General features: G+C 35.2%; 24 protein-coding genes. 16 read left to right on the forward strand and 8 right to left on the reverse strand.

Annotated features, from left to right (window positions below; all coding sequences use genetic code 11):
• Positions 1–77: 77 nt before the first annotated feature.
• The 7 genes from FND99_RS18485 to FND99_RS18515 all read left to right on the forward strand — a co-directional run bounded on the left by FND99_RS18485 (position 78) and on the right by FND99_RS18515 (position 6,884).
• Positions 78–536, forward strand: a complete 459-nt coding sequence (locus FND99_RS18485; protein WP_026981862.1) for a Fur family transcriptional regulator — start codon at positions 78–80, stop codon at positions 534–536.
• 95 nt (positions 537–631) lie between these two features.
• Positions 632–1,903: an adenylosuccinate synthase gene (locus FND99_RS18490; RefSeq protein ID WP_144339417.1), complete on the forward strand. Its 1,272-nt coding sequence runs from the start codon at positions 632–634 to the stop codon at positions 1,901–1,903.
• 54 nt (positions 1,904–1,957) lie between these two features.
• Complete coding sequence (locus FND99_RS18495; protein ID WP_144339418.1) at positions 1,958–2,539, forward strand: NUDIX domain-containing protein; 582 nt, start codon at positions 1,958–1,960, stop codon at positions 2,537–2,539.
• Between the two features lie 75 nt (positions 2,540–2,614).
• Positions 2,615–3,520, forward strand: coding sequence for an amidohydrolase family protein (locus FND99_RS18500; protein ID WP_144339419.1), 906 nt, complete (start codon positions 2,615–2,617; stop codon positions 3,518–3,520).
• A 237-nt stretch (positions 3,521–3,757) separates the two neighbouring features.
• Entirely contained in the window at positions 3,758–4,642 is an 885-nt protein-coding gene (locus FND99_RS18505; protein WP_144339420.1) for a L,D-transpeptidase, read from the forward strand.
• A 445-nt stretch (positions 4,643–5,087) separates the two neighbouring features.
• On the forward strand, positions 5,088–5,678 hold the full coding sequence (locus FND99_RS18510; protein ID WP_144339421.1) for a TetR/AcrR family transcriptional regulator: 591 nt from the start codon (positions 5,088–5,090) through the stop codon (positions 5,676–5,678).
• Positions 5,679–5,738: 60 nt separating this feature from the next.
• On the forward strand, positions 5,739–6,884 hold the full coding sequence (locus tag FND99_RS18515) for an FAD-dependent oxidoreductase (protein WP_144339422.1): 1,146 nt from the start codon (positions 5,739–5,741) through the stop codon (positions 6,882–6,884).
• Positions 6,885–6,957: 73 nt separating this feature from the next.
• Here the strand turns inward: FND99_RS18515 and guaB are convergent, their stop codons facing one another.
• The 4 genes from guaB to FND99_RS18535 all read right to left on the reverse strand — a co-directional run bounded on the left by guaB (position 6,958) and on the right by FND99_RS18535 (position 11,601).
• Positions 6,958–8,430 carry an IMP dehydrogenase gene (gene guaB / locus FND99_RS18520; protein ID WP_144339423.1) on the reverse strand — a complete coding sequence of 491 codons (1,473 nt, stop codon included), beginning with the start codon at positions 8,428–8,430 and terminating at the stop codon, positions 6,958–6,960.
• 276 nt (positions 8,431–8,706) lie between these two features.
• Positions 8,707–10,107, reverse strand: coding sequence for a DUF5723 family protein (locus FND99_RS18525; RefSeq protein ID WP_144339424.1), 1,401 nt, complete (start codon positions 10,105–10,107; stop codon positions 8,707–8,709).
• Entirely contained in the window at positions 10,104–10,556 is a 453-nt protein-coding gene (locus tag FND99_RS18530) for a hypothetical protein (protein ID WP_246074245.1), read from the reverse strand. The genes FND99_RS18525 and FND99_RS18530 overlap by 4 nt, the downstream gene beginning before the upstream one ends.
• A gap of 178 nt (positions 10,557–10,734) precedes the next feature.
• Entirely contained in the window at positions 10,735–11,601 is an 867-nt protein-coding gene (locus FND99_RS18535; RefSeq protein WP_144339426.1) for a hydroxymethylglutaryl-CoA lyase, read from the reverse strand.
• 362 nt (positions 11,602–11,963) lie between these two features.
• Between FND99_RS18535 and FND99_RS18540 the strand changes: the two genes are divergently transcribed.
• Together FND99_RS18540 and FND99_RS18545 are read left to right on the forward strand one after the other, a co-directional pair.
• A complete protein-coding gene (locus FND99_RS18540) occupies positions 11,964–12,575 on the forward strand; it encodes an RNA polymerase sigma factor sigma-70 region 4 domain-containing protein (RefSeq protein ID WP_144339427.1) in 612 nt (203 codons plus the stop codon).
• The gene (locus tag FND99_RS18545; protein ID WP_144339428.1) at positions 12,572–13,288 is read left to right on the forward strand and encodes a DUF3307 domain-containing protein; all 717 of its coding nucleotides are present in this window, start codon (positions 12,572–12,574) and stop codon (positions 13,286–13,288) included. Before FND99_RS18540 ends, FND99_RS18545 begins: the two co-directional genes overlap by 4 nt.
• On the opposite strand, the gene FND99_RS18550 is transcribed toward FND99_RS18545, so the two are convergent.
• Positions 13,274–14,308 (reverse strand): quinone-dependent dihydroorotate dehydrogenase, encoded by a 1,035-nt coding sequence (locus FND99_RS18550; RefSeq protein WP_144339429.1) that lies wholly within the window; start codon positions 14,306–14,308, stop codon positions 13,274–13,276. The two genes, FND99_RS18545 and FND99_RS18550, sit on opposite strands and share 15 nt — an antisense overlap.
• Positions 14,309–14,643: 335 nt before the next feature.
• On the opposite strand from FND99_RS18550, the gene FND99_RS18555 reads away from it, so the two are divergent.
• From FND99_RS18555 to FND99_RS18585, 7 genes are all read left to right on the forward strand, one after another.
• Positions 14,644–17,085: an arylsulfatase gene (locus FND99_RS18555; protein WP_211356644.1), complete on the forward strand. Its 2,442-nt coding sequence runs from the start codon at positions 14,644–14,646 to the stop codon at positions 17,083–17,085.
• Positions 17,086–17,175: 90 nt separating this feature from the next.
• On the forward strand, positions 17,176–17,763 hold the full coding sequence (locus FND99_RS18560) for a hypothetical protein (protein WP_144339430.1): 588 nt from the start codon (positions 17,176–17,178) through the stop codon (positions 17,761–17,763).
• A 17-nt stretch (positions 17,764–17,780) separates the two neighbouring features.
• On the forward strand, positions 17,781–19,022 hold the full coding sequence (locus FND99_RS18565) for an OprO/OprP family phosphate-selective porin (protein WP_144339431.1): 1,242 nt from the start codon (positions 17,781–17,783) through the stop codon (positions 19,020–19,022).
• 74 nt (positions 19,023–19,096) lie between these two features.
• On the forward strand, positions 19,097–20,104 hold the full coding sequence (locus FND99_RS18570; protein WP_144339432.1) for a DUF6515 family protein: 1,008 nt from the start codon (positions 19,097–19,099) through the stop codon (positions 20,102–20,104).
• Positions 20,105–20,206: 102 nt separating this feature from the next.
• Entirely contained in the window at positions 20,207–21,349 is a 1,143-nt protein-coding gene (locus FND99_RS18575) for a formylglycine-generating enzyme family protein (RefSeq protein ID WP_144339433.1), read from the forward strand.
• 118 nt (positions 21,350–21,467) lie between these two features.
• The gene (gene pepT, locus FND99_RS18580; RefSeq protein ID WP_144339434.1) at positions 21,468–22,742 is read left to right on the forward strand and encodes a peptidase T; all 1,275 of its coding nucleotides are present in this window, start codon (positions 21,468–21,470) and stop codon (positions 22,740–22,742) included.
• 1 nt (position 22,743) lies between these two features.
• Positions 22,744–23,331: a YdeI/OmpD-associated family protein gene (locus FND99_RS18585; RefSeq protein WP_144339435.1), complete on the forward strand. Its 588-nt coding sequence runs from the start codon at positions 22,744–22,746 to the stop codon at positions 23,329–23,331.
• 259 nt (positions 23,332–23,590) lie between these two features.
• Here the strand turns inward: FND99_RS18585 and yajC are convergent, their stop codons facing one another.
• The 3 genes from yajC to FND99_RS18600 all read right to left on the reverse strand — a co-directional run bounded on the left by yajC (position 23,591) and on the right by FND99_RS18600 (position 26,238).
• Complete coding sequence (gene yajC / locus FND99_RS18590) at positions 23,591–23,866, reverse strand: preprotein translocase subunit YajC (protein ID WP_144339436.1); 276 nt, start codon at positions 23,864–23,866, stop codon at positions 23,591–23,593.
• 59 nt (positions 23,867–23,925) lie between these two features.
• Positions 23,926–24,837 (reverse strand): transcription antitermination factor NusB, encoded by a 912-nt coding sequence (gene nusB, locus FND99_RS18595; protein WP_144339474.1) that lies wholly within the window; start codon positions 24,835–24,837, stop codon positions 23,926–23,928.
• A gap of 294 nt (positions 24,838–25,131) precedes the next feature.
• A complete protein-coding gene (locus tag FND99_RS18600; protein ID WP_144339437.1) occupies positions 25,132–26,238 on the reverse strand; it encodes a Glu/Leu/Phe/Val family dehydrogenase in 1,107 nt (368 codons plus the stop codon).
• Between the last annotated feature and the right edge of the window lie 26 nt (positions 26,239–26,264).

Here is a 26,264-nt window from a genome sequence, read left to right on the forward strand (position 1 = left end):
TCTAATATGATTTTGAACGTTAAACTTTAAAGCCGAAACTTTTATTGATTAAAAATAAAAAATTATCTTTGCCGGATATGACACTCATTTCAACTGACAACACTAAGAATCAAGAAATTGTAAAAAATGTTTTTACAATGTATCTTGAACAAAAAGGGCATCGCAAAACTCCTGAGCGATATGCTATACTTCAGGAAATTTACGATAGCGAAGAGCATTTTGATATTGAAAACTTATATATCAAAATGAAAAACAAAAACTACCGTGTGAGCAGAGCTACTTTGTACAACACGATCGAGTTATTGTTAGACTGCGCTTTGGTTAGAAAACATCAATTTGGACAAAATCAGGCTTATTACGAAAAATCATATTTTGACAAACAGCATGATCACATCATCATGACTGATTCGGGAGAAGTTATTGAATTTTGCGATCCAAGAATTCAGACCATCAAAAAAACAATCGAAGAAATATTTGATATCGAAATTACGAATCATTCACTTTATTTCTACGGAAACAAAAAGCAAAAACAATAATCCCAAAAAGGAATTATTAAAAAATAAAAAAAAAGAAAATTAACTACATTAATCAGTAGGGCAACTTAAATTGTCTCAACGCAAATTAAAACAGAATGACCGTAGATTTATTACTAGGATTACAATGGGGAGATGAAGGTAAAGGAAAAATTGTTGACGTTCTTACCTCAAATTATGATATTATTGCACGTTTTCAAGGAGGACCAAACGCAGGACATACATTAGAATTTGACGGAATTAAGCACGTACTTAGAACGATTCCTTCTGGAATTTTCCACAAAGATTCAGTAAATATCATTGGTAATGGTGTTGTAATCGATCCTGTAGTTTTTCAAAAAGAAATTGAAGGTTTGCAGAAATTCAACCTTGACATCAAAAAGAAATTAATCATTTCTAGAAAAGCACATTTAATTTTACCAACGCACCGTTTGCTTGACGCAGCTTCTGAAGCATCAAAAGGAAAAGCAAAAATTGGTTCTACTCTTAAAGGAATTGGACCAACTTATATGGACAAAACGGGTAGAAACGGTTTGCGTGTTGGAGATATTGAATTAGAAGATTTTAAAGATCGTTACAGAGCTTTAGCTGACAAACATGAAGCTATGATTGCTTTTTACGATGTAAACATTCAATACAACTTAGCTGAACTTGAAAAAGAATTCTTCGAAGCTATTGAAGAATTGAAAAAATTAGATTTCATTGACAGTGAAGAATACATGAACCAAGCGCAAAAAGCGGGTAAATCTATTCTTTGTGAAGGTGCTCAAGGATCTTTATTAGATGTTGATTTTGGAACGTATCCTTTTGTAACTTCATCAAACACTACTGCAGCAGGAGCTTGTACAGGTTTAGGAATCGCTCCTAACAAAATCAAAGAAGTTTACGGAATTTTCAAAGCTTACGTGACTCGTGTTGGTAGCGGACCTTTCCCAACAGAACTTTTTGACGAAGTTGGTGCTACAATGGCAAGAGTGGGTAACGAATTTGGATCTGTTACAGGAAGACAAAGACGTTGCGGATGGTTAGACTTAGTAGCTTTAAAATATGCTGTTCAAGTTAACGGAGTTACGCAGTTAATGATGATGAAAGGCGACGTTCTTTCTGGTTTTGAAACTTTGAAAGTTTGTACAGAATACAACTATAAAGGACAAAATATTTCTCATTTCCCATACAACATTGAACCAGAAAATGTTACTCCGGTTTACAAAGAATTTAAAGGCTGGAAAGCTGACTTGACTGGATTGACAACTTATGATGAATTGCCAATTGAGCTAAAAGAATACATTGAGTTTATTGAAAAAGAAATCGAAGTGCCAATCAAAATTGTATCGGTTGGACCAGACAGAAAGCAAACAATAACAAAATAATACACTTTAAACGCTCTGATTATCAGAGCGTTTTTTTATACAAATATTCACGCCATGAAAAACCCAGAAATTAAAGTTACAGAAACGAAGTTATTATCAGACAATTGGTATATCCTGAACAAGGTTACTTTCAGTTACCAGAAAGAAAATGAAAAAATTCAGACGCATGTTCGTGAAGTTTATGACCGAGGAAACGGAGCAGGAATTTTACTTTACAATAGCACTAAAAAAACAGTCATTTTAACGAAACAATTTCGTTTGCCAACTTTCCTTAACGGAAATAAAACCGGAATGATGATCGAAGTTTGTGCTGGACTTTTGGACAAAGACAATCCTGAAACCGCAATCATTCGCGAAACCGAAGAAGAAACTGGATATAGAATCAGCAAGGTTCAAAAAGTGACTGAAACTTATATGTCGCCAGGCGCTGTTACTGAGATTTTATATCTTTTTGTTGCCGAATATGATGAAAGCATGAAAGTAAGCGAAGGTGGTGGATTGGCTTCGGAACAAGAAAATATTGAAGTTTTAGAATACACTTTTAATGAAGCGTATGCGATGATTGAATCTGGCGAAATTGTTGACGCTAAGACTATTATCTTGTTGCAACATGCTAAAATAAAAGGACTTATATAATTATTTAGTACCTTTGGATCTATAAAAGTTTCATTTTCAGATTGTTAAACACAATCAAAACTAAAATAGATCAAGATGAAAAAAGCTATACTCTTATATTTAATCCCTATTTTATTTTTTCAAAGTGCAATATCACAAAACAGAAAGATAATTGATGTGCATTTCCATACTCGTTCTGCGGGAGATTACGGAAAGATTCCTCCTCCAAATCCAATAACGGGAAAAGCTCCAAAGGCAGACAATAATGATATGATCTTAAACAGCAACCTTGAATTGCTTAGAAAATATAATGTTGTAAAAGCAATTTGCTCCGGAACGCTAAAAAGAAATGCAGATTTTATTTCAAAAGATCCTTCAAGATTTATAAGTTCTTTAGAGTATCCGGATCATCAAAACAACGCTTTGCCGGATACTTTAGCCTTTAAAAAATTATGCGAAGAGCATAAAATCTCCGCCTTTGGAGAACTTGGCTTACAATATGAAGGAGAACTTTTGAATGATAAAAAATACGAACCTTATTTAGCAATTTGTGAGAAATTTGGAATTCCAGTTGCAATACATACCGGAATCGCAGGTCCAAATACACCATATACTTGTTGTCCTAATTTCAGAATTGAAGCTGGAAAACCATTACTTTTAGAACCAGTTCTTCTAAAACATCCGAAATTAAAAATTCAATTAATGCACATGGGGTTTCCTTTTTTAGAAGACACCAAAGCTTTAATGGTTGTATTTCCGCAAGTTTACGTCGATATATCTGCTGTTGATTGGCTAGTTCCGAAAGAGGAATTCTACAGCTACCTAAAAGCTCTAATTACTGCCGGATTCGAAGACAGAATTATGTATGGTTCTGACCAAATGATATGGGAAGATGGAATTCCTCTAAGCATTAAAAATGTAGAAGAAGCACCTTTTTTAAATGATGCTCAAAAGGATAAAATATTCTATAAAAATGCTTCTGGATTCTTTAATATTCAATAATGAATAGCCAAAGTCAAAACTATTATTGCACTACAATATCATAAAAGCAAAAGAATAAATTTAGATTTAAAACTTCGAATTTGCTTTTTATAAATGCAAAGTAGACCTGACAGGTTTTAAAAACCTGTCAAGTCTAATCATGGATATCAAAATGTAAATCCCGAAACCAATTCAAAAAATTGTGTAACGCCTTTGCCCTATCCTATTTATAACTTTACTTTCATAAAAATACGAGCTATGAAAAAGTTATATTACTCCGCAAATGCCCTATTGATAATGATGTTGGTTTTACTAGGTTCTTGCAAGAAAAGCGAAACCGTACATTTATCTGAAAATAAAAAAGAAAGAAAAGTTGTTGAATATAAAAAACCGGCTTCAGCCATTTCGTACCAAATTCAAAATACAAAAGAATGGTTGAAAATGAACGAAGCTGACAGCACCAAAATGAATATTGTCTATGCTGTAAACAGAACCGATAAAGCCAATTTTAAAAAACTGGATTCTGTTGTGATTCCGGCAGATTTTAGTGGTGATTTGGTTTATTATATGCCATTTCCGCTTCATGTTTCCGCTTTACAGGACGTTTCAAAAATTATCATTTTTTCGTATCCAACGCAGACTTTTGGTGCATACGAAAACGGCGAATTAGTACGTACAGGCCCAACAAACATGGGAAGAAAAAAAGATCCTAGTCCAACCGGATTATTTTTCACCAATTGGAAAGCCGAACAAACAACGAGTACATTTAATGACGAATGGGATTTAAAATGGAATTTCAATATTGAAAATAAACTTGGTGTCGGTTTTCATCAATACGAATTGCCAGGTTATCCAGCATCGCATTCGTGTTTAAGACTTCAAGAAAAAGATGCCAAATACCTTTACACTTTTGCTGACGAGTGGATTTTGAAAGACAAAGAAAATGTAAAAGTCAAAGGAACTCCGGTTGTAGTTTTTGGAAGTTATAATTTTGACGGACCAAAACCTTGGCTGCAATTAACCTCAGATCCAAAAGCTTTAAATATTTCAGAAAGCGAAATTGAAAGTCAGGTACAACCGTTTTTAAGCGAGATTTTAGAAAACCAAAAACTCAGAGAAGCCGAGCCAAGTTCAACTATGTAAAAAAAAAATAGTTTTATCATATAAATCAGCTAAACATTTAAAATAATGCTTAGCTGATTTTTTTTAAAAATTATCGAAAGCATGGAATATTTGGCTAAAGCCTTTCGCTCTATCCTCTTTAAACCTCCAGCTAAAGCTGGAGGCAATTCATACATTACATGATATTAAAATTACTATTTTCACTTAAAATCGTCGAATAGCACCAAACATCAACCAAACATCAACCAAACATCAACCAAACATCAACAATAAGCAAAGAACCACAAACAACAAACCACAAACAACAAACCACAAACAAAAACCAACAAACAAAAACCAACAAACAATAAACAACAAACAATAAACCTAAGAATCTCAGCATCTTAGAACCTTAGAAACTTTAAAAAAAATAAATAAGCGAACATTCACTTATTATTCATATCTTTGTACTCTAATTGAGAAAACAATGAGAACAAGGGATACAAATAAAGAAGAAATTGTAAAGCAAAAAGCCATTGAAATGCTGGTTTCGCAAGGTGTTGAAGGTTTCGGAATGAATCGACTGGCTAAAGAATGTGGTGTTTCTGTAGCGACACTATATATTTATTATTCGGATAAAGAAGATTTGATTAAGAAAATTGGACGCGAAATAGGTCAAAATTTCTTTGATGAAATGTTGGCGGATTTTTCCTCAGAAATGTCTTTTGTTGATGGATTACGAAAACAATGGGAAAACCGTTCGAGATTTGTCATTAACCATATGCTTGAAACTACTTGTTTTGAACTCTTAAAACATTCTACTTATGCAGAGGCCATTCTTTCAGAAATCACATCAGATTTTAGAAACGAAATGGAAAGATTCATTACAAAATCCATTGAAAAAAAAGAACTTCTACCTATGACTTTCGAAGTTTTTTGGAGCATTGCTTATGGTTCTCTTTATTCACTTTTAGAACTTCATAGAGAAGGCAAATCAATGTCGGGAGAACCTTTTGTTTTTACAGAACAAATTAGAAATGAAGCTTTTAATTTGGTTTTAAAAGCACTTATTCCCTAGTAAAAAAATATCAATTACAATATTAATTACAATATCAATTAAAATATAAAATACAATAGAATGAAAACTTCACTTATAGACAATAAAAAAATCGCCATTATTGGTGGCGGACCGGTCGGACTTACAACTGCTAGAATTTTACAAATTAATGGCGCTGATGTAACTGTTTATGAAAGAGATGCCAATGCTCAAGCCAGAACTTCGGGAGGAACTCTTGATATTCATTCTGATTCCGGTCAATATGCGATTCAGAAAGCTGGATTGATGGAAGAATTTTACAAACACGCGCGCCCAACTGGCGAGAAAATGGCTGATATGCATGGAAATATCAATGCTGATGAAATGCCAAACGAAACAAACGCATATTCAAGACCAGAAATTGACCGCAACGATCTTCGAAAAATTATGTTGGAAAATCTTCAAGAAAATACCGTTGTTTGGGACAGTCAATTAACAAATATTGAAAGAGAAGAAAATCAATATATTTTAGAATTCAAAAACGGAACAACAGCAAAAGCCGATTTTGTAATTGTAGCAAATGGCGGAAGATCAAATGCGCGAAAATTTGTAAGCGATCAAGAACCGCAACTTTCTGGAACTTATATTATTCAGGGAGAAATTGTAAATCCAGATCAGGATTATCCAGAATTCAAACCGAAATACGGAAATGGAAATGTCATGGCAATGGGCGAACAAAAAATGTTTTATACACATACCATGAGCGACGGTTCTTTGCATTTTGGAGTTTCTTTTAAAGCCAATGAAGAATGGGTTAAAAATCACGGAATCAATTTTGAAGATGACAAAACTGTAATTGCTTTTTTAAATGAAATGTTTAAAAACTGGAGTGATGATTACAAAAAATTCTTTGCCGTTTCAACTGAATTCTCTGGTTTGCCATTACGATTATTTTCATTGGAAAAACCTTGGAAAAAACATTCAAATATTACACTTGTTGGCGATGCCGCACACTTAATGCCTCCATTTGCAGGCGAAGGCGTAAATATGGGATTGTATGATGCGTTTCATCTAACCGAAAATCTGACGAACGGAAAATTTGAAACAATCGACGAAGCAATTGCTGATTATGAGAAAAAAATGTTTGGCTATGCTTTAGAGGCGCAACGCATGACAAAAAAAATGGAAGATTTGCTACATTCTGATATTTCTGCGGAAGATATTTTGAATAGCCGAATTGATATCTAACATCAAAAAATGAAATAAAAAAAGGCGTAAGAATTAAATCTTACGCCTTTTACTTTTATATAAAAGCTAAAAATTATCTAGAATAATTTGGAGCTTCTTTTGTAATAGTTACGTTGTGTGGATGACTTTCAGTGATTCCACTAGAAGTGATTCTAACAAAACGTCCCGTTTCTTGTAAAGTCGGAATGTCTTTTGAACCACAGTATCCCATTCCGGCACGTAGACCTCCAATAAACTGAAGCATACTTTCGTTTAATTCGCCTTTATAAGGAACACGTCCAACAATTCCTTCTGGAACTAATTTTTTGACATCATCTTCAACATCTTGAAAATAACGGTCTTTTGAACCTGTTTGCATAGCTTCAACAGAACCCATTCCGCGGTATGACTTGAATTTTCTTCCTTCGAAAATAATTGTTTCTCCTGGAGATTCTTTAGTTCCCGCTAATAATGAACCTAACATTACACAATCAGCACCTGCTGCGATTGCTTTCGGAATATCTCCTGTATAGCGAATTCCACCATCAGCAATTACAGGAACTCCAGTTCCTTTGATAGCCGCAGCAACTTCTAAAACTGCTGAAAATTGAGGAAAACCAACACCTGCAACGATACGAGTTGTACAGATAGAACCAGGTCCGATTCCAACTTTTACACCATCGGCACCATTTTCTACTAAATATTTAGCAGCTTCTGGCGTTGCGATGTTTCCAACAATTACATCTATTTGAGGGAATTTAGATTTTACTTCTTTCAATGTGTTTACCACACCTTCTGTATGTCCGTGAGCGGTATCGATAATGATTGCGTCAACACCTGCATTTACCAAAGCTTCAGCTCTTTGAACAGCATCGCCAGTAACTCCAATAGCGGCAGCAACTCTTAAACGTCCAAAAGAATCTTTATTTGCGATTGGTTTTTGAGTCAGTTTTGTAATATCTCTAAAAGTGATCAAACCAACTAATTCGTTTTTATCGTTTACAACAGGAAGTTTTTCAATTTTATGACCTTGCAATACAACTTCTGCTTGCTGTAATGAAGTTCCTTCAGAAACCGTAACTAAGTTTTGGCTTGTCATTACCTCAGCGATTGGTCTTGCTCCGTTTTTCTCGAAACGCAAGTCACGATTGGTTACAATTCCTTTAAGAATTTTGTTTTCATCAACGATTGGAATACCTCCAATACCGAATTCTTTCATTGCATTTTTTGCGTCTGCAATTGTCGAAGTCATTGGCAAAGTTACCGGATCGATAATCATTCCAGCCTCTGCACGTTTTACTTTTCTAACTTTCCCAGCTTGCTGCTCGATAGTCATATTTTTATGTAAAACACCTATTCCGCCTTCTTGCGCCATAGCAATAGCCATTGCACTTTCCGTTACTGTATCCATAGCTGCAGATACAATTGGAACATTTAATGTGATGTTTCTTGAGAATTTTGATTTGATACTCACTTCGCGAGGAAGCACATTCGAGTAGTTAGGTACTAATAATACATCGTCGTAAGTTAAACCTTCGCCGATAATCTTGGAGTTGTGTGCTATCATGGTGCAATTTCTAGTTGAATTGCGTGCAAATATAGTGAATAAATTGCTAACTTGAATACTAACTAATTCATAAAATTGTATTTACATGAATTGCCTTACAAAACCGAGCAAACTAGCCCAGATGGAAATGGAAAGCCACGAAAAGCTAAAAAGCATTTTTTTTCTGGTTTAAAAAAGCGACCAACGGAAGCTCTTTTTAAACCTTGAAAAAAAGTTTTTTAGATTGAGTGCTTGAAATGTAAAGCTGGATTTTGCTTCTAATAATTATTTTAAAAACTACTCTTCTTTGTCTTGAAAAACAAAATTTAAACCAATCTGAAACGCTGCACTGCTGGCTTTTGAGACATCTTTATATTCTAATACATTATTTGCCAATGCATAGATATTAAGTTTCCAGATGGTACCTGAAAGTCCGAGTCCGATGTTTTTGTTGGAAAATGAATCAACTGTATAAGTGGCTTTTACATCTAACTTTTCAAAAATATTTCGTTTGTAAAAAGCTGTTAATGCTACAAGTGGTTCTCTTGGCGCGGTCATTGCAAAAAACTGAATTCCGGCCGCATTTTTGTAGCGTTCTGTGACGTGTCCGTGACAATTACATTCTTCATCTGAGCGGGATTTTCCAAAGGAATATTCGACTGAAGTGTAAATTTTTGTTGGACGCCAAGTTGTATATTTATTATATAAAGTATCTCTCGGAATCGCTTTTTTAAATTCATCAAAAACATTTTCTGGATCGTTTTGATTCGTAAAATCCGGATTTGCACCTTTATATTGATAAGTTCCTTTGTAGGTCAAGGTTTCAATATCTTTTGACTGTCTCACAAAACCGAGATCAATTATACTTCCTGTCACCTGAAGATTTTCTTTTAAATAATATGTTACACCGGCATCCAGACCTAGACCTAAACTTCCGTTGAAAAAAGTATTATGGGCAATATCGCGTACAATATTTCCATCATATTCATCTTTTGTAAAAGAGGAAAGCCCTGAGGTTTTGAGTTCTAAATTTGAAGAAATAATTTGGTTGTACAGATTTGGAGTTCCCGGTTCTTGGCCTGTATAAATATAGCCCGAATTATGAACCGAAACGGCGTTTGCACCGCTTGAATAGATTTTGGCACGACCTCCAAGCACTAATTTGTCATTCATTTTTTTATGAAAACCTACGTGAAAAACCGAAAGCACCTCGGCCTTAACACTGAGATCATCTAGATGAAATGCTTTTCCGATATAATCTTTATTTCCGTCTAAAGCCAATATTGCCAAGTCTTTTGGCATGTACATAAAAAAGTCAAATTCCTGATAAACGCCAAACGAAACATACGAACGGCTTTCTGTCCCTCCTACTCTAAAGCCGCCCGAAAAAACTTCCAGTTGCTCGTTTGTAACCACTTTGTCGTTTCTTGAAGATTTATTGACAACGTCTCTCACTTTTTGATTAAAATCGACACCGTTTTTTGCAAATAAATCGTAAGCCGCAAAACTGCTTGATCCAGCATTTAACGAGACTCCAGACAATAAGGGAAAACCAAAATAAAATTTATAAGAAACATCGGCACCGGGATTTACCAGTGAAGCTTGCAGAATTGTAGTGAAATTGTACAGCACTTCTTTATTTTGAGAAAAACAAGAAAACTGCAAAAGAAGCCCCAAAACTAAATATTTTATCCTCATTGGATCGTAAAATAAGCTGTTGCACTTGATCTAAACTTTAAATTTCCTAAACTGCTTTGATCTAGCGGAGTTCCAGAAGCCATTAGGACAATAAAACCAATTTGCTCGGTTTGTTTTAAAAGTTCTAATCTTTGATTTTCAAAAACTTCAGTAGGATATTTAATAACATTTGAGGTTCCTGTATAGGCGGGAACACTAAATGTTTTGGTTATTAGGACTTGATTTTTAGAATTCAAGAACAGCATGTTTACTACAAAACTGCGCTGAATATTGTTTTCAATTTCGACATCAAATTCAGCTTTTGACAAATAATCACGAAAAAACTGTTTTTTGAAAATGTCAAAATCTCTGGAATCAAATATAATCTGATTGCCTCCGCTATTTGTCAATTTATTGGCAGGAACATCAAAATAGGCCAAATTTGCAACATAAGCAGGTTCCAGTTTCAAATCTTTTGCCTGATTAAAGTCTAAATCACTCGAGCAGGAAAACAGTAGAAAAACTAGTAAAAATAGACTTGAAATTTTATTTGAAAAGCTGTGTTTCATCACAAATTTTATATCAATAATAAATGCAAACTTTTATAGTCGCAACCATGATCTAAAGTAAGTAAAATATAATTACTTATTAATGAAACTTACCAAATAATTTTGAAGCCTCGTTATAAGCGCTTTCGAAACTTAAAGAATTGAGTCCCGTTATTTTTTTATTGGCTGTAAAATATGAAACCAGTTTTTCCGTCGGCATATTTCCCGTCAATTTATCTGTTGCCATCGGGCAGCCACCAAATCCTTGAATTGCACCGTCAAAACGGGTACAGCCTGCTTTTGCCGCCGCATCAATTTTTTCGAACCAGGTTTCTGGAGTGGTATGCAAATGCGCACCAAACTCAATATGAGGGTATTTCGGAATCAAATTAGAGAAAAGATAGGTTATGACTTCTGGCGTTGAACTTCCTACAGTATCTGAAAGCGATAGAATTTTAACGCCCATGCCGGCCAATTTTTCGGTCCACTCGCCTACTATTTCAATATTCCAAGGATCTCCGTAGGGATTTCCAAAACCCATTGAAAGATAGGTCACCACTTCTTTGTTTTTTTTATCGGCAATGTTTAGAATTTCTTCTAAAGTCACTAAAGATTCGGCGATGGTTTTATGCGTATTACGCATCTGAAAATTTTCGGATATCGAAAAAGGAAATCCTAAATATTGAATAGATTCAAATTCTGATGCCAAAGCCGCGCCTTGTGTATTGGCAATAATAGAAAGCAATTTGCTTGAAGTCTGAGAAAGATCAAGTTGTGCCAAAACTTCGGCGGTATCCTGCATTTGCGGAATTGCTTTTGGAGAAACAAAACTTCCAAAATCAATGGTATCAAAACCTACACGAAGCAATGCCTGAATATAAGTAACCTTGTTTTTTGTTGGAATAAAATCCTTGATGCCTTGCATAGCATCTCGCGGACATTCGATAATCTTGATTTCTTTATTCAAAACTTTTTCTTTTGTAAAGGCTAAGTTAGTTTCTTTTTTAAAGAAATAAAAATTATGTTTTTGAAACCATATAAGGAATGTAAGTTCATTTAAAACTAACTTGGCAATATTCGTTAGAAAACGCATTCTTTTTCCAATATAGTAGATTCTCTTTGTATAGACGCACTGCTGTGCGCCTCTACGATACGCTACATGAATGATTACGCAAAACTGCAATAATACAAATAATTACTTAAAAACGTAATAACTAAAAATATTACCTAAAAACGTAATAACTAAAAATATTACCTAAAAACGTAATAATAAATTTTATTCCGTATATTTGTAATAGAAAATTTATTATTTTTTAATTATATTTGGTTATGACTAGTGTAATTACAGGCGACATTATTGGCTCAAGACAGCAAAAATCGAAAGATTGGGTTGAAGGTTTGAAAAAAATCCTAGCTCCGTTTGGCGAAACGCCAAGTCAATGGGAAATTTATAGAGGCGATGAATTTCAAATCGAAATAAAGAATCCTGAAGAAGCTTTACTTGCCGCTATTTTGATCAAAGCACATTTGAAAGCTATAAAATTAGATGCCCGAATGAGTATTGGTTTTGGCGACAAAACACATAATGCCGAAAAAATATCCGAAAGTAACGGATCAGCTTTTATTAATTCAGGGGAGCTTTTTGAAACTTTAAAAAAGCAAAAACTGACTCTTGCTTTGCGAACTGGTAATCTTGATTTTGACGAAAAACTGAATTTAATAATTCGGTTGGCTCTGACTTTTATGGACAGCTGGCTGGTGCAATCGGCGGAATTTGTTGCCGTCGCCATCGAAAACCCAAAGTTGTCTCAGGAAGAAATAGGACAGAAATTAGGCATTAATCAAGCTGCCGTAAGCCGAAGACAAAAACGTGCTCAATTTGACTTAGTCACAAATTTAGACCGATATTTTAGAAAACAAATAAAACAAATTGCCCCATGATTTTATTCGTAAAACTGCTTTTAGCACATTTATTAGGTGATTTTATCTGGCAGCCAAACTCGTGGGTTGCTGATAAAGAAATTAAAAAACATAAAAGTATTTACTTATATGTTCACATAGCGCTTCACGGTGTTTTGTCCGCAGTCTTAGCGGGAGAAATCCGCTTTATCCCTTATGCTGTTTTTATTGCATTTTCGCATGGAATTATTGACTTGATCAAACTGAATTTTCAAAAAAAGAAAACCAAACGCACTTGGTTTGTCGTTGATCAAATTGCACATATTCTAGTTTTAATTGCCGTTGTGCTTGTTTATGAAAATAAAAATATCGTTTATTTTTGGGAGAATAATGAATTTTGGATTCTGTTTACGGGCTTTTTGTTCGTCACAAAACCGGTTTCTATTTTCATCAAAACCATTATTTCAATTTGGAGTCCAGAAAGCCAGAACAGCCAGCAGGATAATTCGCTTGCCAATGCAGGAAATTACATTGGCATATTAGAGCGTCTGCTTATTGTTTGCTTTATTTTGACCAATCACTTTGAAGCAATCGGATTTTTATTGGCTGCAAAATCTATTTTTAGATTTGGAGATCTAAAAGAAGCCAAAGACAGAAAACTTACTGAATATGTAATGATTGGAACTTTAATTAGTTTTGGAATCGCAATCGCAACCGGACTTATTATCCAGGCGCTTCTTTTACAATTGAGCTAAAACCTTTTTGTTGATTGCTTTTATCAAAGCTGGACCTTCATAAATAAAACCTGTGTACAATTGTACTAAACTTGCACCTGCATTTAGTTTTTCGATCGCATCATCGGCAGAATGAATTCCTCCTACTCCAATAATCGGGAAAGCTTTGTTGCTTTTTTCTGAAAGAAAACGAATCACTTCTGTAGAACGTTTCGTCAATGGTTTTCCAGACAAACCACCTATTTCAGATTGGTTTTGAGATTGTAATCCGTCTCTAGAAATCGTAGTATTTGTTGCAATTACGCCCGCAATTTGCGTTGTTTTTACAATATCAATAATATCTAATAATTGCTCGTCTGTCAAGTCTGGGGCAATTTTCAAAAGAATTGGTTTTACTTTTTGAGTGCTTGTTTTTTGCTTTTCAACATTTCTGTCCTGCAATGTCTGCAATAACGCGGTTAAAGGTTCTTTATCTTGAAGCGCTCTTAAATTTGGTGTATTTGGTGAACTTACATTCACTACAAAATAATCAACATGATCAAATAAGGCGTCAAAACAAATGATATAATCATCAACGGCATTTTCGTTTGGCGTCACTTTATTTTTTCCAATATTTCCACCAATCAAAACACCCGAATTCTTTTTCAAACGTTCTACGGCTTCAATCACACCGCCGTTGTTAAAACCCATTCGGTTAATAATCGCTTGATCTTCTTTCAAACGAAATAAACGTTTTTTAGGATTTCCTTCTTGACCAACTGGCGTTACCGTTCCAATTTCGATGAAACCAAAGCCAAAATCTCCAAGTTCTTTATATAGTTTAGCATCTTTATCAAATCCTGCCGCAAGCCCAACTGGATTTTTGAATTTAATTCCGAAAACTTCTCGCTCTAAACGAGCATCTTTTACTTCATAAATTGCTCTTATAATTGATGAAACTCCTGGGATTTTTGAGATGAATTTTACAAATGAAAAAGTAAAGTAATGCACTTCTTCTGGATCAAACCAAAAAAGTATCGGACGAATTATCAATTTATACATAAGAATTTTGTTGTGTTGTTTTTCGGATGCAAATTTAAATATTATAGTTTAAAAAGGTGCTTTTTACACCAAACAAATTACAAGAGTTTTTCTGATCAATTTTAATTTCTACAAAAGAGAAACGCATCTTATAACTAAAAAATTCTGTTTCAAAGTGCTCATTTTAACGTTGCAAATTATAAAATGAAACAACTTCAAGGCTTTTACTAAAACCGCTTCGGATTTTTATTACTTAATTTTGAGCTATTTAAGAAAATTTTTACGCTTAGTAAAGTTTTATCCAAAATTTCAAAAAGTAATATCATACAGAATTTTATAACTAACATTTTAAAATTATGAAAGCCGCCAACATTACATTACTTAAAAAAAGCTTTTTTTTATTGATTCTCTGCTTGTTCTCAAGTATGATTTCGAAATTAGCTGCCCAAGCAGATCCCCAACAGGTAACTAAGGAAACTTTTCATGGAAAAATAGCCTTAGATGTGCGTGATTCAAAAGAAGACTGGGCGCCTTACTCTCCAAAAAAAGCACCCGAAGGATCTCCAAATATTTTATTTATTTTATATGATGATACCGGGCTTGCCGCTTGGTCGCCTTATGGAGGAGCTATCAATATGCCAACCATGCAACGATTAGCCGATAACGGACTTACTTATACGCAATGGCATACGACAGCTTTGTGTTCTCCTACAAGATCAACATTATTGACAGGAAGAAATCACCACCTTAACGGAATGGCCGCCATTACGGAAGCTGCTGCTGGTTTTCCCGGCGGAAGCGGAAGACTGCCAAAACAAGCCGCAACTATTGGTCAAGTACTTCAAGACAATGGATGGAGCACTTTTTGGATAGGAAAAGATCACAACGTTCCTGAGCAAGATGTTGCCGCAGGAGGTGATCGAAGCACATGGCCTTTGCAAATGGGATTTGACCGCTACTACGGATTTCTTGGCGGAGAAACCAATCAGTGGTATCCTGATTTGACAGAAGACAACCATTTTGTTGAACCACCTGCAACGCCAGAAGAAGGTTATCACTTATCCAAAGATTTAGCAGACCATGCCTTAGAGTTTCTTAAAGATCAAAAAGCAACTAATCCATCTAAACCTTGGTACATGTGGTATTGTCCGGGTGCTAACCATGCTCCGCATCATGCTCCAGAAGAATATATTGCAAAATACAAAGGAAAATTTGATGGAGGTTATGATGCTTACCGCAAATGGGTATTGCCTCGTATGATTGCCAAAGGAATAATTCCAAAAGGCACTGAATATGCAAATTTCAATCCGCTTCCTCCGGGTGTTTCAAATCCGGGTGACGAAGTTTTAGATTGGAATAAATTAAGTCCAGACGAAAAGAAATTATTTTCTAGACTAGCAGAAGTTTATGCCGGTTTCTCTGAATATACTGATGCTCAAGTTGGTCGTATAATTGATTACTTACAACAAACTGGCCAATTAGAAAATACGGTTGTAATTTATGCCGCCGATAATGGAGCTTCAGGTGAAGGTTCGCCAACGGGATCTGTAAATGAAAACAAATTCTTTAACGGCTATCCTGATGAATTAAAAGAAAATTTAAAATACATCGATAAATTAGGAAGCCCTGATACTTATGAACATTATCCTACTGGCTGGGCTGCAGCATTTTCTACTCCGTTCAAAATGTTTAAAAGATACAGCGAATATGCCGGAGGAACTTGTGATCCTCTTGTAATTTCATGGCCAAAAGGAATAAAAGCCAAAGGCGAAGTTAGAGATCAGTTCCATCATTCTACTGATATTGTGCCAACAATTCTCGACATCTGCGGACTTGAAATGCCAAAAGTATATCGCGGCGTTCCTCAATATCCTTTATCTGGAGTTTCGATGCGTTATACTTTTGATGCTACTCCAAATACAAAAACACAAAAACACATTCAGTATTTTGCAATGTTAGGAAGCCGCGCTTTATGGAAAGACGGTTGGAAAGCAGTTGCGTTGCACGCGCCATTGACCGGAAAAGGAAATTTTGACAAAGATGAATGGGAACTTTACAATACTGATGTTGACCGTGCAGAAGTAAACAATTTAGCAAAAAAATATCCAGATAAATTAAAAGAACTTATTAAAGACTGGAATGATGAAGCTGCCAAAAACCTTGTACTGCCGTTAGATGACCGTACAGCAGTTGAACAATTAGGTATTGAAAGACCAACCTCTGAAGCGCCTCGTGATCTTTACAAATATTATCCTGGAACGGGAGCAGTACCAGAAGGAGTCGCGGTAAATGTTCGAGGACGCTCTTATAAAATTTTGGCCGATGTTGACATAAAAGATGCCAACGCTTCGGGAGTAATTTTTGCACATGGATCCCGTTTTGGAGGTCATACTTTATTTATTAAAGACAAAAAATTAAACTATGTCTATAATTTCTTAGGAATTTCGCCTGAGCAAAAATTCACTTCAAATGTGCCAATCACTGCCGGAAAACATGTTTTTGGTATGGAATTTACCAGAGAAAAAGCAGGTCCAAACGGCGAATCTCTTGGACAAATGAAACTTTATATTGACGGAAAAGAAGTGGCTTCTGGACCAATGAGAACACAATCTGGTAAATTTACTCTTGCAGGAGACGGACTTTGCGTTGGTTTTGATAGTGGCGATTCTGTTAGTAAAGAATACAAAACTCCAGGTACTTTCAAAGGCGGAGAAATTATTGGTGTCGGAGTCAGTGTTGGAAAAATTGAATATACGGACTTGAACAACGAAGCTAAAAGAGCTATGGGAAGAGATTAAAAATCAATTAATATAAAAAAGAGGTATTTAATGAACAGTAAAACGGACAGAAATACCTCTTTTTATTTGTAAAACAGTAGTATTCAAAAAATGTTAAGCAACACTTTTTATCATAAAAAAGACATTTTGCAAATAGCAGCGTTTTGTTTGATCTGCGTTTTTTCAAACAAAATCAGCGCTCAAGAAAACGAAGAAAAAGCTTTTCATCCGCATCATCAATTAGGTCTTTCCATAAATCACGTTCATGTTTTTGAAGGCAGAGATGATGAAGGAAATCGGGAAGCTTTAAGTCTTCCGGCTTGGGGTTTGGATTATACTTTTCAATTTCACGAAAAATGGGCAATTGGTCTTCATACTGATTTTATTGTCGAAAAATTCAAAGTCGAAAAAAATCTGGAAAGCGGCGGCGACAAAGAAACCGTTGAAAGAAGCTACCCAATTGCGCCCGCTGTAATGGGAATTTATAAACCAAATGAACACTGGAGCTTTCTACTAGGATTTGGTGGAGAATTTGCAAAAGAAGAAGATTATTTTTTAACCAGAGCCGGAGTCGAATACGGTTATGAAATGCCAAAAGGCTGGGAAGTTTTTGGAACTTTTAGCTATGATTTTAAATGGAACGCTTATGACAGCTGGGGAATTGGTTTAGGAATTGCAAAAAACTTTGGACGAAAATAAACACTTAAAAACCAATTATGTATTTATACAAGACAAATAAAACTGTTTCGATTTCAAAACTTCTTTTGACATCTTTATTGCTTTTAATTGGTTTTAATGGAATGGCGCAGCTCGAAGAAAAAGAAAAGCAAAAAGATACCACAAAACTGATCAATGTCAGCTACGGAAAAAAAGGAATCGAACTAAGAACAAGAGACAACAAATTTCTTTTTCAATTGCAAAGCCGTCTTCAATTTCGATTTTCAACACCAAACGATACAGATCCGCTAACGTATGACGATTACAGTCAGGATACAAAAACAACTTTTAAAATCAACCGAGCCAGATTAAAAGTGGGCGGACATGCTTTTCAACCTTGGTTAAAATATTATTGGGAATATGAACTCAGCCAATCTAATTTATTGGATTTTAGAATTATGGTTGAAAAATGGGAATGGCTTAGTTTTAAAGCCGGGCAATGGAAAGTAGAATATACCAGAGAACGTTTTATAAGCAGCGGCGAACAGCAAACTGTTGACCGTTCCTTAATTAACCGTCCTTTTACTGCCGACCGACAAATGGGGGTTGAAGTTTACGGACATCTAAAAGGCGCCGGAATTGCCGATTTTAATTATTGGGCTGCAGCACTTACAGGAACCGGACGAGGAAACTCGGCAAACGACGATGGAAACCTAATGTATTTTGGACGCGCTCAATGGAATTTTCTGGGAAGATTTCTCGATTTTGAAGGAAGTGATTTAGAATTTCACGAAAAACCAACACCAATTATTGCCTTTTCAGCATTAACGAATCGAAGCCCTTATACCCGATTTTCACAATCCGGTGGAGGCTCTTTAGAAGGTTATGAAAACGGATTGCCCGGACAATATCGTGTCAATCAATGGAATCTCGAAAGCGCTTTTATGTATCGCGGGTTTTCATGGCAAAGTGAATGGCACACAAAACAAATCATCGATAAATTAAACAATGATGATACCTCAACATTGAAAGGTTATTACGTTCAGGCTGGGTATTTTTTTCATAATGCTTTTACTTGGTGGCCAAAAGATCTTGAAATGGCCGCAAGACATGCCGCTTACCGTCCTGATAATTCGATTAGAGAAAACCTGCAGGATGAAACAACTATTGCTTTTAACTGGTTTTTTAACGGTCATAAAAACAAACTAACATCTGAAGTCAGTTATTTTAGTTTTCAGGATAAAACTTTGCCCTTAGAGCAAGGTTGGCGCTTTAGAATTCAATGGGACATTTCATTATAATAGAACTGAAAAATCGTTAAATTTTTATAATAAATCTTTTTTTTTAATAACTTTATAAAACTAAAACTCTGAAAATGAAAAATATATCCAAAACATTAAGAAAAACGATTTGTATACTTTTCGTGGGATCACTTTTTATGGTTTCTGTTGACGGTTTTGCGCAACGCGGCCGTGGTGGTTTTCATGGCGCTGGAGGTGGTGGAGCTCGTGGTGGCGGAGGTCTTCATGGCGGAGGCGGAGGCGGACAAATGAGACAATCTAGACCTGCTAGAGAAGCCAGACCAACAATTAATTCAAGACCTGCTGCCCAGTCAAGACCTGCTGTATCGCGTCCGGGAGCAAACAATGGCGGAACGAAAATCAATGGTGGAACTGCTTCAAATCTTCGAAACAACAACGGCAATGGCATAAATAAAAACAACGGAAACAGAATTAATAATTCTGGAAACAGAAATATCAGCGGCAATACCGTTAATAGAAACAGAAATAATGTCAATATTAACGTTAACAACAGCGTTCATGTCCGCAACAATCGAAACACAATCGTTAGACCAGGGGTTAGACCTTATGCTCGCCCTCCTTATCGATATGGCGGTTATAGATATAATTGCTACCATCCTTATTATCCTCGTCCTTACAGACCATTTTATTGGGGGCCAGTTTGGCATCCGTGGGGATTTTTTGTTGCAACCTTAGCAACGACTGCAATTATTGTTAGTGTCGAAAACCAGAAATATCATTATGATCAAGGAGTTTGGTACTCTTCAACAAGCGGAGGCTATACGGCTGTTCCTGCACCAGTTGGAGGTACAGTAAATAATATTCCAAGCGGCGCCGAAACTGTAAACACAGGAACCGTAAATAATTACTATTACGGTGGAACCTATTATGAAAAAGATGGCGGCAAATATACCGTGGTAGCACCAACAGCAGGAACAATCGTGGAAAATTTACCTGAAGGAGGCGAAGAAGTTACCATTGGTGATGTAAAATATGTGAAATTCGGCGAAACCTATTATCAGCCTGTACAAGTTGATGGAAAAGACAAATATGAAGTTGTTTCGGTTGAAAAAGATAGCTAAAATTAACTATCCTATAAATTCTATAAAATAAATAGACTTATGTGATGTTATTTTTATAATTTTATCACGCTATTCACAACCACTACATTTAAAACTATTATAATGAAAAATAAAACCTATTGGATATTTGCACTTCTGACGCTTTTAATTATTTCGATTGCTTCTTTTGGATACACTAAATTAGTGGTTCCAAAAAAAGAAAAACCAGTCGCAATGGATTGTGCCGAAACTCCAAATACATCAGAAGCATCTGCCTTTAAGCCCACTATCGAAAACAAAGACAAACCAGCCGGGAAAGCTCCAAAAGGCATGGTATGGATTCCGGGTGGCGAATTTTCGATGGGATCAAATGTTGAAGATGAAAGTTTGTGCAGCATAAAAGGTGTCACAAAAGATGCTGCTCCTATTCATCGTGTTTATGTTGATGGTTATTATATGGACCAAACCGAAGTTACCAACGAAGAATTTGAAAAATTTGTTAAAGCAACTGGCTACGTAACGGTTGCAGAACAAAAACCAACCAAAGAAGAGTTTCCAACAGCAAGCGAAGAAGATTTGGTTACAGGTTCTGTTGTCTTTACTCCTACGCCTTCGGCAGTTAATTTGAATAATTTCTTGCAATGGTGGCGTTATGAACCAGGCGCAGATTGGAGACATCCAGAAGGTCCGCAGAGTACTATTAAAGGAAAAGAAAAATATCCTGTTGTACATGTTGTTTATGAAGATGCTGCAGCTTACGCAAAATGGGCTGGAAAAAGACTTCCAACTGAAGCAGAATGGGAATTTGCTGCTCGTGGTGGCAAAACAGGCAATTTATACGCTTGGGGAAATTCATTAAAACCTAACGGTAAATTTCAGGCTAACATTTACCAAGGTCACTTTCCTATAAAAGATGGCGATACAGGCGAAGATGGCTTTAAAGGAATTGCTCCTACGGCTCAATTTGCGCCAAACGGTTATGGTTTATATGATATGGCGGGAAATGTTTGGGAATGGGTTAATGACTGGTACAGCGTTGATTATTATAAAACTTTGGCTGAAAGCGGTGAAGTAGCAAAAAATCCGCAGGGGCCAAGTGCGTATTATGACCCTAGTGATCCAAGCGAAGTAAAACGAGTTCACCGTGGCGGTTCGTTTTTATGTACAGACCAATATTGTACTCGTTACATGGTGGGAACAAGAGGGAAAGGCGAAATTAGATCTGCTGCTAACCATGTCGGTTTTAGATGTGTAAAAAGCAAATAACAAACTTAAAATAATCAGAAAGGGATTCGTAATGAATCCCTTTTTTTATTAATTCAGATATTGAAAGCTAAATTTTCTGGCAGAAAAAAATTTCTATATTTGCTAAAAAAACAAAAAAATGCAACATATTATAGATCGTTTTATCAGTTATGTAACTATTGATACTGAATCAGATCCAAATTCACAAACTACTCCAAGTACAGAAAAACAATGGAATCTTGCCAACAAACTAGTCGATGATTTAAAAGCTATTGGCTTGCAAGATGTTACCATAGACGATAAAGCATACATTATGGCAACTTTGCCAAGCAATGTTGATCATGAGGTGCCTACAATTGGATTTGTTTCTCATTTTGATACTTCTCCCGATTTCAGCGGAGCAAACGTAAAACCTCAGATTGTTGAAAATTACGACGGAAAAGATATTGTTCTAAATGCTGAAAAAAACATCATTCTATCTCCAGATTACTTTAAAGATCTACTTTTATACAAAGGTCAAACCATAATTACTACTGACGGAACAACTTTATTAGGTGCCGATGATAAGGCCGGAATTACCGAAATTGTTTCGGCAATGGAATACCTTGTGCAACACCCTGAAATCAAACACGGGAAAATCAGAGTTGGTTTTACTCCTGATGAAGAAATCGGACGCGGTGCACACCATTTTGATGTTGAAAAATTTGGCGCGCAATGGGCTTACACTATGGATGGAAGCCAGATTGGCGAATTAGAATATGAAAATTTCAATGCGGCTGGAGCTAAAATCACTTTCAAAGGAAAAAGCGTTCATCCGGGTTATGCCAAAGGAAAAATGATTAATTCGATGCTTTTGGCAAATGAATTCATCAACGAGCTTCCAAAAGGAGAAACACCACAAGAAACTAAAGGTTACGAAGGTTTTTTTCACGTTCATCATATTAAAGGAAATATTGAAGAAACGGTTTTAGAATTGATTATCCGCGATCACAACAAAAAGAAATTCGAAAAACGAAAAGAACTGATTCATAAAATCACTAAACAATTCAACAAAAAGTTTGCAAAGAAATTTGGTGAAGACATCGTAATTGCTGAAGTAAAAGACCAATATTACAATATGAAAGAAAAGGTTTTGCCTGTAAAATATATTGTTGATATTGCCGAAAAAGCAATGCGTGAATTAAATATAAAACCGATTATTAAACCTATTCGTGGCGGAACTGACGGTTCTCAATTATCATTTATGGGATTGCCTTGTCCGAACATTTTTGCTGGCGGACACAACTTCCACGGAAAATACGAATATGTTCCTGCAGAAAGCATCCAGAAAGCAACCGAAGTTATCGTGAAAATTGCTGAATTAACGGCTACTCCAGGAATTTTTGATACTACTGAAAAACCTAAAAGAAGATAAAGTGGAAACGAATTCTGATAAAAAACATGTTTGGGATAAAGTCAATCAATGGGAAGAAGAACTTCTTTTTCTGAAATCAATTATTGACAAAACAGAACTGGTCGAAACCATAAAATGGGGAGGTCCAATTTATGTTTATAACAACAAAAATGTTATCGGAATTGGCGGTTTTAAAAATTATTTTGCGATTTGGTTTCTAAATGGTGTATTTCTGAAAGATGAAAAAAAACGACTGATCAATGCGCAAGAAGACAAAACAAAATCGATGCGTCAATGGCGTTTTACCTCAAAAGAAGAAGTAAATGAAAAAGAAGTTCTTGAGTATATTTTAGAAGCAATTGAAAACGAAAAACAAGGAAAAGTCATCAAACCTTCGAAAAAAGAAGCGATTGTTTCTGAACTTCTTGAGAAAGAAATGACTCAAAATCCAGCTTTAAAAGAGGCATTCGAAAAATTTTCTCCTTACAAACAATATGAGTTTCTGGAATATATTGAAACTGCAAAACAGGAAAAAACAAAGCTTTCAAGAATCGAGAAAGTGATTCCGATGATTTTGGAGAATAAAGGATTGAATGATAAATACAGGTAATTAAATTTTCAATTTTTTAAATTCCAAACTCCAATAGAGAAGAGACCTTTGTCAAAGTTTAAAACTTTGACAAAGGTTTTTATTTACGCTTTAAAGTCATTGCGAGGAACGAATCAACCACAATAAAATAAGCACTCGTGATAAGCATCGTGAGATTGCTTCGTTCCTCGCAAAGACATACAATTCGTCGATTCGCAAACAAAAAAATCCCAAATTCCATTCGGAATTTGGGATTTTTAAATTGAAAATCTTAAAAAAATTAAGCTTTTTTATTCAAAGTAGCGCTCAATTCTAAAGAAATCGCAGAACGCTCTAATTTTAATTTTCCAGACATTGTTTCGATTACAACTGTAGTTTCTGCAAGCTCAACAATTTTACCGTGAAAACCACTTTTTGTAATTATTTTATCACCTACTTTTAGGTTGCTTTCAAATTCTTTTTCGTTTTTTGCTCTTTTTTGCTGTGGTCTGATCATGAAGAAATAGATTACCACAAACATTAAAAGAAACGGTGCAAATTGAGATAATTGTCCCATAATTTAAATTCTGTTTTTGATTTATATTAATATATTTTTTTATTGAATTTCTTCTAAAATTACATCAACCCTCTTCCTACTTTTACCATTTTTTTATTGGCTTCAAGTTCTTTTACAAGGTTATCTAAAATTCCGTTGATAAAAATACTACTTTTTGGTGTAGAATATTCTTTTGCGATTTCTAAATATTCGTTAAGCGTAACTTTTACTGGAATTGAAGGGAATTTCAAAAATTCGCAGATTGCCATTTTCAAGATAATCGTATCAATTTCTGCAATACGTTCGCTGTCCCAATTTGGCGTTTTATCGTCATATTCTTTTGCAAGAACAGCTTCATTCAAAACAGTACGTCTGAATAAGTCTTTTGCAAAATCCTTATCTTCAACATCTTTGTATAATTTCGGAACTCTAAAAGCATCTGGATCTTCTGTTTTGATTGCTTTCAATTGTTTGATGATATGTGTATTAACAACCGGAATATCATCAACCCAAGTTAGTTTATCATCTTCAAGATATTCGTATAATTTTTCATTCGGAACAATAACATTTTCAAACAAATCAATTATAAATTGTCTGTCTTCTTCAAATGTGTTCACATTGTTGCTCATGTATTTTTTGTAAATATCACTTGCTTTAATATCATTTAAAAGTAAAATGATATAATCGTCGTTTAAAGACCAGTTGTTGATTTTACGAGTTTCTAAAGCAATACTAAGAGAGTTGCTTTCGGCAAGAAGTTGAAAAATTTTGTTTTTAACAAACTTTTCGTTCGGGTTGCGTTCTGCTGCAGTTGCAAGGTGTTTTTTGCTCGAAAGATGCAAATAAACAGATTCTTTTTTGCAAATTTCAATCAATGAAGAAAGCATTATAAGATATAAGTCCTGAATATTATCTATGCTGTAAAAAAGAAATTTCTCTTCTTTTTCCATATTATCAGAACCGCTTTGATGCATTGCATAAATGGATTGCATTACTTTAACGCGTATGTGTCTTCTATTTACCACCTTGTAAGAACTTTTAAAAATTAGTCTGCAAAAATATAACTTTTAAGGCGTATTTTAAAATTAAATCGTAAAAAAGTCATGGTTTTAGTGGTCAGTTTTCAGTATTTAGTGGTCAGATTTTGTTTTTAGTGATCAGTTAATCAGTATTTAGTGATCAGTGACAATATGCCGATAAAAAAAGTCTCAGTTTACAGAACCAACTGCAAACTGAGACTATAAATTGACACTGAACACTTAAAAAAGTGAACACTGAACACTTAATTATTTCGCTGCGTTTTCAATTTTTCTCGCATCAATACGATTTTGAGCAATTGTAAGCGCCGCTTTATGTGTTGTCATTCCGTTCTTCACAGCATAATTGATAATTTCTAAAGTAGTGTTATAGATATTTTCGGTTTTGCTCATGATTTCGGCTTTACCGTAGTTTGCTAATTCAGCATAAACATTGATGATTCCACCAGCGTTGATCAAGAAATCAGGAGCATATAAAATTCCTCTTTCTTGCAATCTTGCACCGTGAACATTTTCATCTGCCAATTGGTTGTTTGCTGCACCAGCAATAACTTTAGCTTTAATTTTATCTACTGTATTATCATTGATGATTGCTCCCATCGCACATGGCGCATAAATATCAACATCAGCACTATACAAATCCTCGCCTGTATAAATTGTCGCGTTGTATTTTTTAGCAACTTCATATAATTTTTCTTCATTGATATCAGAAATTGTAACCTTAGCTCCTTCTTTTGTCAAATATTCAACTAAAGCTTCACCAACGTGACCAATTCCTTGAACCAAAACTTTCTTTCCGTCTAAAACATCAGAACCAAACTGACTTTTAGCAGCTGCTTTCATTCCTAAATAAACTCCGTAAGCAGTTACAGGAGAAGGATTTCCAGACCCGCCTCTTTCTTCAGAGATTCCTGTAACATAAGGCGTTACATCTCTTACCGTATCCATGTCTTTTGTCTCCATTCCAACATCTTCAGCAGTAATATATCTTCCGCTTAAAGAGTGAACAAATTCTCCAAACTTGCGCATCAACTCAGGCGTTTTCTGCGTTTTAGCATCACCAATAATAACAGCTTTTCCACCACCAATATTAAGTCCGGTAATAGCAGATTTATAAGTCATACCTCTAGAAAGACGCAAAACATCGTTTAGTGCCTCCCATTCGGTGTTGTAATTCCACATTCTAGTACCTCCTAAAGCTGGCCCCATAACCGAATTATGAATACCAATAATTGCTTTTAAACCTGTATCTTTGTCATTGCAAAATACAATTTGTTCGTGATCGTCAAAAGATAATTGACCAAAAACAGGATCCATTTTTTGAAGTTCCTTTCCAGTTGCGAAAGTTGCATCCATAGCGCTAGTATTAATTAGTTAAAATT

The sequence above is a fragment of the Flavobacterium daemonense genome, assembly GCF_007341385.1.
GTDB classification, from domain to species: Bacteria; Bacteroidota; Bacteroidia; order Flavobacteriales; family Flavobacteriaceae; genus Flavobacterium; species Flavobacterium daemonense.

What these genes read in the sequence shown, in the direction of transcription:
- FND99_RS18485 (WP_026981862.1), top strand. Translation starts at nt 78, where the DNA reads ATGACACTCATTTCAACTGACAACACTAAGAATCAAGAAATTGTAAAA.
- FND99_RS18490 (WP_144339417.1), top strand. Translation starts at nt 632, where the DNA reads ATGACCGTAGATTTATTACTAGGATTACAATGGGGAGATGAAGGTAAA.
- FND99_RS18495 (WP_144339418.1), top strand. Translation starts at nt 1,958, where the DNA reads ATGAAAAACCCAGAAATTAAAGTTACAGAAACGAAGTTATTATCAGAC.
- FND99_RS18500 (WP_144339419.1), top strand. Translation starts at nt 2,615, where the DNA reads ATGAAAAAAGCTATACTCTTATATTTAATCCCTATTTTATTTTTTCAA.
- FND99_RS18505 (WP_144339420.1), top strand. Translation starts at nt 3,758, where the DNA reads ATGAAAAAGTTATATTACTCCGCAAATGCCCTATTGATAATGATGTTG.
- FND99_RS18510 (WP_144339421.1), top strand. Translation starts at nt 5,088, where the DNA reads ATGAGAACAAGGGATACAAATAAAGAAGAAATTGTAAAGCAAAAAGCC.
- FND99_RS18515 (WP_144339422.1), top strand. Translation starts at nt 5,739, where the DNA reads ATGAAAACTTCACTTATAGACAATAAAAAAATCGCCATTATTGGTGGC.
- guaB (WP_144339423.1), bottom strand. Translation starts at nt 8,430, where the DNA reads ATGATAGCACACAACTCCAAGATTATCGGCGAAGGTTTAACTTACGAC.
- FND99_RS18525 (WP_144339424.1), bottom strand. Translation starts at nt 10,107, where the DNA reads ATGAGGATAAAATATTTAGTTTTGGGGCTTCTTTTGCAGTTTTCTTGT.
- FND99_RS18540 (WP_144339427.1), top strand. Translation starts at nt 11,964, where the DNA reads ATGACTAGTGTAATTACAGGCGACATTATTGGCTCAAGACAGCAAAAA.
- FND99_RS18545 (WP_144339428.1), top strand. Translation starts at nt 12,572, where the DNA reads ATGATTTTATTCGTAAAACTGCTTTTAGCACATTTATTAGGTGATTTT.
- FND99_RS18550 (WP_144339429.1), bottom strand. Translation starts at nt 14,308, where the DNA reads ATGTATAAATTGATAATTCGTCCGATACTTTTTTGGTTTGATCCAGAA.
- FND99_RS18555 (WP_211356644.1), top strand. Translation starts at nt 14,644, where the DNA reads ATGAAAGCCGCCAACATTACATTACTTAAAAAAAGCTTTTTTTTATTG.
- FND99_RS18560 (WP_144339430.1), top strand. Translation starts at nt 17,176, where the DNA reads ATGTTAAGCAACACTTTTTATCATAAAAAAGACATTTTGCAAATAGCA.
- FND99_RS18565 (WP_144339431.1), top strand. Translation starts at nt 17,781, where the DNA reads ATGTATTTATACAAGACAAATAAAACTGTTTCGATTTCAAAACTTCTT.
- FND99_RS18570 (WP_144339432.1), top strand. Translation starts at nt 19,097, where the DNA reads ATGAAAAATATATCCAAAACATTAAGAAAAACGATTTGTATACTTTTC.
- FND99_RS18575 (WP_144339433.1), top strand. Translation starts at nt 20,207, where the DNA reads ATGAAAAATAAAACCTATTGGATATTTGCACTTCTGACGCTTTTAATT.
- pepT (WP_144339434.1), top strand. Translation starts at nt 21,468, where the DNA reads ATGCAACATATTATAGATCGTTTTATCAGTTATGTAACTATTGATACT.
- yajC (WP_144339436.1), bottom strand. Translation starts at nt 23,866, where the DNA reads ATGGGACAATTATCTCAATTTGCACCGTTTCTTTTAATGTTTGTGGTA.
- nusB (WP_144339474.1), bottom strand. Translation starts at nt 24,837, where the DNA reads ATGCAATCCATTTATGCAATGCATCAAAGCGGTTCTGATAATATGGAA.
- FND99_RS18600 (WP_144339437.1), bottom strand. Translation starts at nt 26,238, where the DNA reads ATGGATGCAACTTTCGCAACTGGAAAGGAACTTCAAAAAATGGATCCT.